General features: G+C 37.2%; 10 protein-coding genes. 5 read left to right on the top strand and 5 right to left on the bottom strand.

Features of this window, described 5'->3' with window-relative positions:
* Positions 1–249: 249 nt before the first annotated feature.
* Entirely contained in the window at positions 250–1188 is a 939-nt protein-coding gene (locus MF646_RS18830) for a beta-ketoacyl-ACP synthase III (protein ID WP_250098048.1), read from the top strand.
* 25 nt (positions 1189–1213) lie between these two features.
* Entirely contained in the window at positions 1214–2455 is a 1242-nt protein-coding gene (gene fabF, locus MF646_RS18825; RefSeq protein ID WP_250098042.1) for a beta-ketoacyl-ACP synthase II, read from the top strand.
* A 125-nt stretch (positions 2456–2580) separates the two neighbouring features.
* Here the strand turns inward: fabF and MF646_RS18820 are convergent, their stop codons facing one another.
* Positions 2581–3573, bottom strand: a complete 993-nt coding sequence (locus MF646_RS18820) for an LCP family protein (protein WP_250098041.1) — start codon at positions 3571–3573, stop codon at positions 2581–2583.
* A gap of 179 nt (positions 3574–3752) precedes the next feature.
* On the opposite strand from MF646_RS18820, the gene MF646_RS18815 reads away from it, so the two are divergent.
* Positions 3753–5039 (top strand): acetyl-CoA hydrolase/transferase family protein, encoded by a 1287-nt coding sequence (locus MF646_RS18815; protein WP_250098040.1) that lies wholly within the window; start codon positions 3753–3755, stop codon positions 5037–5039.
* A gap of 288 nt (positions 5040–5327) precedes the next feature.
* Here MF646_RS18815 and MF646_RS18810 read toward each other — a convergent pair whose 3' ends face one another.
* Entirely contained in the window at positions 5328–7829 is a 2502-nt protein-coding gene (locus MF646_RS18810; protein WP_250098039.1) for a CBS domain-containing protein, read from the bottom strand.
* A 131-nt stretch (positions 7830–7960) separates the two neighbouring features.
* Entirely contained in the window at positions 7961–8611 is a 651-nt protein-coding gene (locus MF646_RS18805) for a hypothetical protein (protein WP_250098038.1), read from the bottom strand.
* A 113-nt stretch (positions 8612–8724) separates the two neighbouring features.
* Between MF646_RS18805 and MF646_RS18800 the strand changes: the two genes are divergently transcribed.
* The gene (locus tag MF646_RS18800; RefSeq protein WP_250098037.1) at positions 8725–9219 is read left to right on the top strand and encodes a GNAT family N-acetyltransferase; all 495 of its coding nucleotides are present in this window, start codon (positions 8725–8727) and stop codon (positions 9217–9219) included.
* A 65-nt stretch (positions 9220–9284) separates the two neighbouring features.
* Here MF646_RS18800 and MF646_RS18795 read toward each other — a convergent pair whose 3' ends face one another.
* Positions 9285–9872 carry a cell wall hydrolase gene (locus tag MF646_RS18795; RefSeq protein WP_250098036.1) on the bottom strand — a complete coding sequence of 196 codons (588 nt, stop codon included), beginning with the start codon at positions 9870–9872 and terminating at the stop codon, positions 9285–9287.
* 416 nt (positions 9873–10288) lie between these two features.
* Here MF646_RS18795 and MF646_RS18790 point away from each other — a divergent pair, with 416 nt between their 5' ends.
* Entirely contained in the window at positions 10289–11413 is a 1125-nt protein-coding gene (locus MF646_RS18790; RefSeq protein WP_250098035.1) for a D-alanyl-D-alanine carboxypeptidase family protein, read from the top strand.
* Positions 11414–11444: 31 nt separating this feature from the next.
* Here the strand turns inward: MF646_RS18790 and coaA are convergent, their stop codons facing one another.
* A complete protein-coding gene (coaA, locus tag MF646_RS18785; RefSeq protein ID WP_250098034.1) occupies positions 11445–12398 on the bottom strand; it encodes a type I pantothenate kinase in 954 nt (317 codons plus the stop codon).
* Positions 12399–12616: the final 218 nt, after the last annotated feature.

The following is a 12616-nucleotide window of genomic DNA, read 5'->3' as shown; positions in this document are numbered from 1 at the left end:
ATTAACGAGAAGAGAGCGAACATGTTTGCAATGGCTCCGCACGCTGCGCGCCTAAAGGAGAAGGGCGCTCCTTTAGGCTTAAAACAAAGCAGCGGCTCCGCACATTACATCGCCGATACCCCAAAAGGTAAAAATCGACCTTTTGGGGTATCGGCTTGTAGACATATTTCTTTTCTTACTGTAAAATTAGGATCAGGTACTAATAATTACCCAAAAGGTCGTGTGCTTCGCGAAAGGGGATTGAGTAAGATGACAAAAGCAGGAATTTTAGGTATGGGAAGCTACATTGGAGAAGAGCTTGTCACAAATGCTGATTTTGAAAAGAAAATAGATACAAATGATGAATGGATTCGAACGAGAACAGGAATTGAAGAAAGACGTTTTGCGCCTAAAGATGTTGATAGTTCGGATATGGCTTATTTTGCAGCTAAGGATGCATTAGAACATGCTGGAGTTTCAGCTGAAGATATAGATTTAATTTTGGTGGCAACTGTTACGCCAGATATGCCCTTTCCGACGGTATCTACATTAATTCAACACCGTCTAGGAGCAAAAAAGGCAGCTGCCATGGATATTAGTGCAGCATGTGCGGGATTTATTTATGGACTAGCAACAGGACAACAATTTATAGAAACTGGAGCATATAAGAATATTCTTGTTGTCGGTGTGGAAAAATTATCAAAAATTACAGATTTTACTGACCGTAATACTGCAGTCTTATTTGGAGATGGTGCGGGGGCGGCAGTTCTAGGGCCTGTTTCTGAAGATAAAGGAATTTTAGCCTTTGAATTAGGTGCTGATGGAACTGGAGCCATGCATATTAATCAACAAGGTAAGTATTTACAAATGAACGGCCGTGAAGTATTTAAATTTGCTGTGCGTCAAATGGGGGATTCATCACTACGAGTGCTTGAGAAAGCAGGTTTAACAAAAGAGGACTGTGATTTTCTCGTACCACATCAAGCAAATATTCGTATAATGGAAGCGGCTAGAGAGCGATTAGACCTTCCGGTAGAAAAGATGTCTAAAACCGTTCATAAATATGGAAATACATCTTCTGCCTCTATCCCTATGGCTATGGTAGATGAGTTAAGAAGTGGTAAGATTAAAGATGGGGATTTACTTGTTTTAGTAGGGTTTGGAGCTGGTCTGGTATGGGGCTCTGTTGCAATTAGATGGGGACGATAACCATTACGCAAAGGAGAGAATGACTTTGGAAAAAAGACGTGTTGTAATCACTGGGATGGGTGCGGTAACGCCCCTCGGTTTAAATGTTGAAAATACTTGGGAAAATGCAATAGCTGGGAAATCGGGAGTCGGTCCACTAACAAGAGTTCCAGCTGAAGAATTTCCAATGAAAGTAGCAGCCGAAATTCGTGATTTTGATCCGGCTGAATTTATTGACAAAAAAGAAGCTCGTAAAATGGACAGGTTTACACAATTTGCTGTTGCTTCTTCATTAATGGCACTAAAAGATGCAAATTTAGAAATTACAGAAGATATTGCTCCTAGGGTTGGAGTTTGGATTGGTTCGGGAATTGGTGGCATGGAGACATACGAACAGAATTTCCGTCAATTTTTAGAGAAAGGACATCGTCGAGTTAGTCCATTTTTCGTTCCAATGATGATTCCAGATATGGCTTCGGGTCAGGTATCCATTACAACTGGAGCAAAAGGAATTAATTCTTGTACTGTTACAGCTTGTGCTTCCGGTACGAATTCAATTGGCGATGCATTTAAAGTCATTCAGCGTGGAGATGCTGATGTAATGATTACTGGAGGATCAGAAGCGCCAATTACGAATATGGCAGTTGCTGGCTTCTGTTCAGCAAAAGCTGTGTCCACTAGCGAGGATCCTCAAACTGCTTCAAGACCGTTTGATGCAAATCGTGATGGGTTTGTTATGGGAGAAGGAGCAGGGATTTTAATCATTGAGAGTTTAGAATCAGCGAAAAAGCGTGGAGCTACGATTTATGCTGAAATTGTTGGTTACGGGGCAACAGGAGATGCGCATCACGTAACAGCACCGGCACCAGAGGGAGAAGGCGGTGCTAGAGCTATGAAGCAAGCCATTGAAGATGCTGGTTTAAAACCTGAAGATATTGATTATTTAAATGCTCATGGTACGAGTACTCCATATAATGATAAATTTGAAACAATGGCAGCGAAAGCAGTTTTTGGCGATCATGCTTATAAATTAGCAGTAAGCTCAACTAAGTCAATGACAGGGCATTTATTAGGGGCTGCAGGGGCTGTTGAAGCGATCTTGTCAGTTAAGGCAATAAAAGAAGGTATCATCCCTCCAACGATTAACTATGAGAACCCAGATCCTGACTGTGATTTGGATTACGTTCCTAATGAGGCGCGTAAGCAGCGCGTACGAGCTGCCTTAAGTAACTCTTTAGGTTTTGGGGGACACAACGCAACGCTTGTGTTTAAAGAATATACTGAATAAAAAAAGGCTCGACTACTTTTAATTCCAATAAAGGAATTAAGTAAGAGGGTATTGAAAAAGGAAAAACACCTTTTTCAGTGCCCCTTGGGTAGTCAGCCTTTTTTATGTTTTACTTGTTATATATTCTATTCTGTTTTATCAAAGAACTCTGTGATTGCTTGACGGTTTGTATCAACATCTATGTCTAAGACGGCTCCAGCATGTTTATAATACGCATCTGTAAAACTATTCTCAATAGGGATACGTAACGTTTCAATATTATCAATAGGATTAAGAACGACATCTCTTCCTAAGCTTAGCATTTTGGTCGTGCGCATATTTGTTTCTAAATGAGGCTCCAACATACCAATAAGTTTTGGAATTTTGGTCATACCTGATATAGTAAATAACTCATTTTTAAGATGTTGTAATATTTCTTGTTGCCTTTTGACACGACCGAAGTCATTTTCATGGTCTTTACGAAAACGAACATATTTTAAAGTCTCTTCCCCGTTTAGACTTTGGGCTCCTGGCTCAAAGTTAATTGCATTATTTGGATCTGACATTTTACGTTCTATCTTGACTTCTAACCCATTCGGTGCAATTGTATCAACCAATTTAATAAAACCATCAAAGTTAGCGAGAGCATAATAATGTATTTTTAGATCGAAGTTATGTTCGAGCGTTTGTTGCAGCAGTTCCACTCCCCCAAAAGCAAAAGAAGCATTAATTTTATTTTTTGATTTTCCCGGTATTTCTACATAGGCATCACGCATAATTGAGGCAACCTTGGCTTCTCCATTTGTTGGGTTATACTGAGCTACCATGATGGTATCTGTGCGTGCAATTTCATCCTTGGATGTGTCCATTCCAACTAAAAGCACATTAATTGGTTCATTATTTTCAGGTTCTTTCGCCTTAATAATTGTATGATCAACTTTATTGTTCGTACTTTTTGGTTTATCGTTTGTTATCATCATAATTCCTTGTTCAGTCTCTGTTCTTCCAGCTTCATACTGCGAAAATATGTACGTTCCAATCGCACCAAGAAGCAAAAGGAATGTAAGACAGGAAAAGATCAAAATGTTTCGATAGCGTCGTCTTCTTCTTATCTCCTTTAAACTTTTTCGGGTGGACAATGGAAGCCCTCCTCACGTTCCGATAATTGTTAGGTAAGACATAGGATTAAACTTGATTGCTAACACTATATGATAATACACCTCTTTGTTACTAACGAAAACATAGTAATATTATTCGTTTGAAATGACTTTTTCATGAATGAAAAATAAAAATAATTAATATTACGGAGTTGGAGGAAATGTTGCATTGTTTAGAATTGTTAGAAAGGAAACGAATGGACACTGCTCAAGAAGCAGTATTACTTATAAAACCGAATGAAGATATTATTGTGCCATTGGCTGTTGGAGAACCGCCAGCTTTAATGAGCGCTTTGCCTTCACATAAAACATTGAAGGGAAATCGCTTGTTTCAAATGTTGTCATTACGACCGGTTATTGACGCCGAACCATCCAAACTGAAGATTATCTCCATGTTTTTAAACAAAGACGAGAGAAGAGGGTTTTACGAGAAAGAGCTTGATCTCTTACCAAATCATTTTTCAGATGTACCTTCTATTCTTGAAGAAATGGCTAAGGAAATTGTCATAATGGCAACGGTTTCTCCTATGGATAAAGATGGTTATTTTTCACTTGGAACCAATTGTGATTATATTTATCCACTTATTAAAAAAGCGAAAAAAATAATATTAGAAGTGAACAATGAAATGCCATATACATTTGGTGAGAATCGAGTTCATATAACTGAAATAGATGGTTTTATTGAAAATCATGTCTCATTACCAGTGACCCCAGATATTCCTTTACGGAAAGAAGATAAAATTATCGGAGAAACAGTTGCCCAAATGATTAACAACGGTGATACTCTTCAAATAGGGTTTGGGGCAATACCTAATGCGATTATGAACTATTTGAAGGATCATAGAGACCTAACAATATTTACAGAAATGCTTCCAGATAAAGTAGTTGAATTATTTGAGGCTGGAGCAATATCGAACTTGAACAATCCATTACAAAAAGGAAGTATGACAGCAACATTTGCTTTTGGAACCAAGAAGTTATATGACTTTATGCATAATAATAACCAAGTTCAAATGTTTCCCGTTAACAAAACAAATGATAGCAGAGTAATTTCACAAATTGAGCAACTAGTAACGATTAATGCAACGATTGAAGTGGACTTTTTAGGACAGTGCAATTCTGAATCGATTGGAGGGAAAAGTTATTCTTCCACAGGTGGACAAGGTGATTTTGGCATAGGGGCAAGAATGGCAAGGAGTGGGAAGGGAATCATTTGCTTGCATTCAACAGCCAAAAATGGCACAATCTCCAAAATTGTCCCTGCTTTAGCAAAGGGGGGGCTTGTAACAACGTCAAAAAATGATGTTGATTACGTTGTCACAGAATATGGTGTGGCCAGATTAAGGGGGAAAACAATCCGAGAAAGAGTAGAGTCTCTAATTCAAATCGCTCATCCAAACTTCCGTGAGGAACTTACACTTGAAGCTGAAAAATTGGGTTATCGTTAAAAGAGGACACTGAAAAAAGGAGAAGGTTTTCACCTTTTTTTTCAGTGTTCTTTAAACAAAGCTCGAGCTTTTCTAAATTATATTAAACACTGAAAAAGGTTGTCTCCTAAAGTCTAATCCCTAACGCGAGGTACAGCATGAGTACGCTCACGTGTATAGAAGCACATTTATGTGCTCAGGGAGTCTGACTTAAGTTTGAGACAACCTCTTTGGCTCGTGATTGTCAGTCTGAGGTGTCTATTTCTAAGTACCCCTAGTAAAAGTCATTGAAACCACATTTTTAAATATTTATTTAAAATTTGTTTCAAGCCACGTAATTGCTTCGCCTTTGGTTTTGATTTGATCGTCCAGTTGCAAGCATGTTAACTGGTGTAGAATATTAGAAAAAACAGGACCAGGCTTAATTCCCCTATCAATTAAATCTCTTCCAGAAAGCAATGCTTTTACATTCTTTCTTTTCGCTAAATAGGTATGCAACATCTCGTTCTTTGTTAATACAGTATAAATAAAAATCGTCTCTTCAGTATAATTGTAAAATTGTTGATGGATAGAACCGATCGTAGTAAGTTGCTCTTTTTGGTGTTCATCCAAGATTTCAAGCTGCTGTATGATTTGGTTTTGTCGAGCTGTCAACGCAAAGAACTTCACTTTTCTTTTCCAATCTTTTTGATGATAAGCAAAAGTAAGGAAAAGAAAAAATGGATCTTGTATTTCGTTAAGTATAGCATTTACTTTAATTATCTCTTCCTCTGTAGGACTATGACCAAGTAAGGTAGTCCACACACCAATCTCATCTAGCATTTTAATAGCTTCAATAATGGAACCTTCTTTAACGAGTAACTCGAATTCACGTAATAGACGTTTAGCACTTACTTGCTTTAACATCGCTACAGCATCGATGGCTAACGTGAAAGTTTGCTCTGTTAGCTGATAATGAAAGCGTAAAGCGAAGCGAACTGCTCGGATAATCCTTGTAGGATCTTCAATAAAACTTAGTGTATGCAAGATACGGATGTTCTTTTGCTCAATGTCATCCTGACCTTGAAAAAAGTCAAGTAATGTCCCAAAATGACTTTTGTTAATTTGAAGTGCCATCGCATTAATGGTAAAGTCACGTCTTCTTAGGTCTTCTCGAATATTAGAAGCACGTACATTAGGAAGTGCTGCTGGGGCATCGTAATATTCAGTCCGGCATGTGACAATGTCAATTTTAACGTTTTCTGTAGTTTTCCATGTTGCTGTACCGAATTTTTCATGTGATTTGACTTGACCACCTAAACGTTCGGATAGTAAGTTGGCAAAGGCAATTCCGTCTCCTTCTATAACTAAGTCGATATCTTCATTTGCTCGATTCAGAATAAAATCACGAACAATCCCACCAATTAAATAAATTTTCACTCCTTGACTATCAGCAATCGTTCCAATTTCGATAAGAAGTTTGTAAATGTCTTTCGATAACTGGCTCCTCATCATATCTATAATCGTTTGCTTGCTTAACTTGCTCGTCTGCTTATGTAATTGTTCGATAATATCGGTTCTAGATATAATACCTACCATTTCATCATTTGACAAGATTGGTATACGACCAATGTTGTGTTTCATCATTGTTGATTGAATTTCCTCCAAAGAAGCATCTGGAGGGAGAGTCACAGGCTGTGTAGACATATATCCTTTTACAGGGGCATGTCCAAGTCGATGATGGGTTGCTTTATCCACATCTCGACGAGAAATGATACCAACCAATTGTCCTTGATCATTCACTACAGGGAAACCAGTATGGCCGTATTGATACATCTGTTCAAGAACCTCATTAATGGTGTCATATGGTGAAACCGACTTTACTGGAGATGCCATAAAGTATGCAGCAGTAATGGCTGGTTTGATAATTACTGCTAATGATTTCTGAACAGTTTTTATGACTTCATTAAGATCTTTTCTCTTTAAAGTAGCTGACGCCGCTTGTGCATGTCCACCACCACCGAGCTCTGTCATTAATTTTCTTAGGTCAATGCGCTCTGAACTTGCTCTTGCAACTATATACACATGATCCTTCATTTTAACAATTGAAATAGCTGCATCAGAATCGGTTGATTCAAGTAATCTTCTTGTTAAGGTAGCAAGTCCACTTTGATAGCTTGGTTGCTCGTGTGTCGTTAGAAAAAGTGTAACACCTGTGTCATATTGTTCCTTGCCTTTAGTCAGGAGTGTTTGAAAAAGCTGTCTATCCTCAAGCGACAATGGTTGCTCGGAGAAACGATCAATCAATGCAATGTCCATGTTATGCTTCTTTAACACTGATGCCATAAAAAGGTCTTTTTCCGTTGTTTGTGGATAGGTGAAATTCCCTGTATCCGTATAAATTCCTAAACCGAATAATGTTGCTTCAAAAGGAGTGATTGTCATCTTTCTATTATGTAATTGTTCAGTTAGAAGCGTAACCGTTGCCCCAACTTGTTCTATGTGACGTTCTCCTGTTATTATATCTCCTTCTTTAGGTGCATGGTGATCATAAACAATGAATTGTATATGTGGAGACAAGTCTGGGATGGGAATACCAGTTCGTTTTAATGAGGCAACATCGACAAGAATTAACGTACGAACATGTTGCCAATTTATTTCTGTATATGATGAAAAGCCAAGTTCATCTCTATAAATTGCTAAGTAGGACTTAACGGTTGGGTGCTGTTTATCAGTAAGAGCAACATGAGCCCCGGGATGGAGTTTTTTAGCAGCTAGCATTGATCCTAATCCATCAAAGTCTAAATTTACGTGTGAAACAATAACATCCATCGTTTTCCTCCTTTCTAGAGTCTGTTCAAAAAGGGGTGATTTTCCCTATTTGAACAGACTACTTCTAAATGAATTTCTTATATTTTAACAAATTTGCTCATTATTTGATAAGTGATGATAAGGTGTAGATGTTATCCCTCTTCTTCAATCATTAAGCCTTTTAATTCAATTGGAGAACTTTCATAATAGTTGAGATATAATGATTTTTTTGTCCTTGCTAATGATTGGTATTTATTCATGAATAAAGTCTTAAAACTTTTTACTTGTTGAAGGGTTGTTGTTTTTGATTTAGCTAAATGAATGAGAAATTGTGCTCGATCAAACGATAGGAATGGAGAAGAATGTTGCACGGTTATCCCAATCGTTTTTAAGTCGCATTTATGCTGTAAAACTAAATCTTCTATTGAAAGGAGATGGTTTGTTCCAGACAGTTTATCAAAAGATTCAAGGGCTGTCATTGTTTGGTTATATTTGTGGACGAGTTTCTCTATATGTGTTAGGATTTCTTTGCTTGTTTCATCTAAATTATTTGCGATGTTATATAGATCCTTTTCATGCCTATAAAAGTGTCTAAAGGCATCTCTTATATGTTGTTTCGTCTGAAAATATCGCTCATATGAAAGCAAATGGTTTTCAGTTGGATGGCTCGTGTGATTTTTTGTTTGTTCTGTTCGCATAATTGGTTGAATAGGATCCACACTATGCACTTCAGTCAAACGATTTACATATGCAGCTTGAACTCGTTCGGCTTTTGTACGAGAAGTTCGAGAGATTCGCGTCATCAGGATCACCATCTTTCTTGAAAATATACTACTAGTTTTATTCCTTGTTTAGATGGAAAGTACCTGTTTTTTATTGAAAATAAAGATTATTTATATAGAAAGGATGCTTCATTGTGCAAATAAGAAAGTTACAAACTAAAGATGCGTCCCTCTTTAAACAGCTTAGATTGCAAGCATTAAAACAAGTGCCAGAAGCCTTTGCTGCAAGCTATGAAGAAGAAGTAAGGGAAACCATTGATTTTTTTGAATCAAAACTATCAAATGGAGAAGTATTTTATGGATTGTTCAAAAAAGACGACCAGCTTGTAGGGATTATAAGTCTTTCACGTTCTAAGTTATTGAAAATGCAACATAAGGCAGCAATTGGAAGTGTTTTTATAGCTGAAGAGGCAAGAGGACAGGGATTAGGGAAAAAGCTTTTTATTTATGTAATGGAGGAAGCGCAAGCTCAAGGAATCGAGCAGTTACAACTAGTCGTTGCAGCACATAACAAAAAAGCTAAACAACTTTATGAATCTATAGGGTTTCAAGTATATGGGTTTGAGAAAAGAGCTCTTAAGATAAATGAAAAGTATGTAGACGAAGAATATATGATGAAGATTTTATAATAATTAAAAAGGCTGTCCCAAAGGTTCGTTCTTTAACCTTTGAGACAGCCTTGTTTCAATACTATTTATTTTGAGAATACATGATTACCAATACGAATCGTTTCTGTTCGTGTAGCATTCCAATGATTTGTTGCAATCGTTGGATTATAGAAAAATAGTGATCCTGCACCTTGTCCACGGAACGCTAATGCTTCGTTAACGGCACGAATCGATTCACTGTCAGCAGCACGGTTAATCCGACCGTTCTGTACTGGTGAGAATGCGTAGTAGCCATTTGAGACCTCATTAATGACTTCTGTTACAGTATTTGGAAAATCTTTGTGAGCAACACGGTTCAATACAACGGTTGCTACTGCTACTTTCCCTGCATAAGGTTCACCTTCTGCTTCTGCAAGGACTAATCGTGCTAATAGGTCTTTTTCTGCTGCTGAAATAGATGCAGGAATAGTTAATTTTTCTCCGACCATAATCATAGAAGAAGATTTGTTATTTGCTCTTTGAATTTCAGTAGCTGAAACGCCATATTGTTGACCTAATTTATAAAGGGTATCTCCAGCAACAACAGAGTGTGTAACTGATTGAGCCTGTGTATCATTCCCTCCAATAAAGAAAATAGATGCCGCCGCACAAATAGTAAAAATCATTTTTTTCATAAGTTAATGCCCTCCTCGGTAAATCGTACTCTACTAAACTAGCATAAAAATTGGGTAGATGAAGTAGCTAACTTTTTCCAGTCACAAATACAGAGTACAACAAGCTATGGAGCAGTAGGGAGCAACCTCTTTCTTTACAGTTATGTAACGAAATGTGGGGAAATCTATACCTTTCTGGATAGGAATGAAAGGTGATATGTACAAGAATGGGTGAAAAGTCAGTACTGATAAGGGGTTTCGTTGTTACTTTAGATATGTAGTAAATTCGACAATTTGAAAATTAAACCTGACTAGATAACTTCTTCCAATTATCTTTTTGAAAAAGAATCACTGGTAACTGTAATATTGGTGTTAACGAGTTGTAATATGTTTAAGTTATACTAGTCTTTGTGATTATTACCGATTGGAGGGATGATGTGAAACTAACATCTATTAAGACAAGCATCCTTTGTATTGTTGTCATCCTAATTCAACTCATTCAAGGACCCCAAACAATAGAAGCTGCGAACGAAACCTTGTCATTATATAGCGAAACAGCGATTTTAATGGACGCTGAAACAGGAGAAATATTATTTCATCAAGAAATGAACCAAAAGATGTATCCAGCAAGTATTACAAAAATAGTAACGGCAATGGTAGCGATAGAAGAAGGGAACCTCGATGATACCGTTACGGTAAGTGAAGAAGCTGTAAATGTAATAGGGACACGTGTTTATTTACTAGAAGATGAACAAGTTTCTTTGCTAAAGCTTGTACAAGGGTTGCTCATTAATTCTGGCAATGATGCAGGAACAGCCATCGCAGAGCATATGTCAGGAAGTGAAGAGCTTTTTTCTAGGAAGATGAATCGTTTTATTGAAGAGAAGATTGGAGTACAAGACACAAATTTCACAAATCCTCATGGCCTATATGATGAGGAGCATACAACCACAGCTTATGACATGGCTAAGATCACACAATATGCTATGCAAAATGAAACCTTTCGAGAGATTGTTGGTACAAAAGAGATGGAATGGGTTGGAGAAGGTTGGGAAACAGTCATTTATAATCATAATCGTCTGCTTTGGCATTATGATGGAGCGACGGGGGTGAAAAATGGTTTTGTGCGAAAGTCGGGCTATACTCTTGTTACAACTGCAAAGAGGAATGGAATGGAGTTAATTGCAGTTACATTAAATGCCCCCTCTAGTGACCATGCTTATAATGATATGATTACATTATTTGATTATGGATTTGAGCATTTTCAGACGAATGTTTTGTTTAGTAATAAGATCTTTACTTCCGAGTTAGGAGATCGTTTTGAACTTGAAGAAGATGTATATTTCCTTTCTAACCGAAATGAGGAGATCTCTGTAGACGTTAATGCCCTTGGTCGCTTATGGGTGAGAGGCGAAGGTGATCGAATTATAAAAACAACATTGTTAACTCCAGAAGATAAGCCTGATGAGAAGGTTAATAGAAAAAGGCTAGAAGAAACAGAAACACAACCTTCATTTATCTATCAGGTGTTATCTCAATTACGATCGATACTCTCAATTTAAAAGTATGTAGAGAGGGAGGATACCTCCTTCTCTACATTTTTTTTAAATGAACTTCTTCAACACGATGGCCTGCCCCTTTTTTCAAGATGAGGTCAGCTCTATGGCGAGTTGGTCGAATGTTCTTTTCAAGATTGATGCCGTTGATCGTAGTCCAAATGCCTTTGGCGACATCGTAAGCTTCTGAATCACTTAAATGACGAAAGCGGTGGAAGAAGGATTCAGATTGCTGGAAAGCCGTATTTCTAAGTAATTTAAATCGTTCAATATACCAAGATCGAATGTCCTCTTCATCGGCATCTACATAAATGGAAAAATCAAAAAAGTCAGAGACAAATACTTGTGGAATACGTCGGTCTTTTTTATTTACTTGCAATACGTTAATGCCTTCAACTATGACAACATCTGGTTCAATTATTTTCTGAACGGTATCTTCTAATATATCGTAAGTTAAATGCGAATACATAGGCGCTTCAATGTAAGCGTGACCAGATTTTAGTTCATATAGAAAACGAATTAATCGGCCAATGTCGTAGCTTTCAGGAAACCCTTTTCGTTTCATTAACCCTCGTTCTTCAAGTACTGCATTGGGATAAAGAAAGCCATCAGTAGTTATTAGGTCAACTTTAGGGTTATTGGGCCAGCGTGAAGCTAATGCTTGTATTAACCGTGCAGTGGTACTCTTTCCTACCGAAACGCTACCAGCTACCCCGATAACAAATGGAACTTTCTTTGTTTTTTTCTGCAAAAAACTACTAACATTATCATGTAAAGTAACAGAGTGAGTCATGTGCATATATAGTAATTGTGATAGTGGAAGATAGATATCAGTAACCTCATCTGCAGAAATTGTCTCATTAATACTTCCTAGCTTTTCACGTTCAAGAGCAGACAAAATCTCAGTAGTTGATTGTGACAATTTTGCCCATTCAGAACGGCTAAATTGGGTATAGGCAGATAAAGGAACAGACTTATTTAAAGTAGCCATAATTTTCTCCTTTTATTTATGATAATTAAAAGGTGATGCAAGCTTCTTTATTTGCAAAGAAAGCTTAAGCATATAAATTTTTAACAATTGTAAATAATTGATGAAAAGTATCTTTTTGTATAGTAACACTATTTTGGGCGGAAAGGGGAATTTTTCACTTATTATTTCTATAATGAGTTATAATTGATCAAAAGTAGTGTGGCGAAAGGATAGAAAGT

This window comes from Halalkalibacter alkaliphilus (genome assembly GCF_023555415.1).
Lineage (GTDB): Bacteria > Bacillota > Bacilli > Bacillales > Bacillaceae_D > Halalkalibacter > Halalkalibacter alkaliphilus.
The sequence above is the reverse complement of the archived record's forward strand: the minus strand, read 5'-3'. Positions and strand labels throughout refer to the sequence as shown.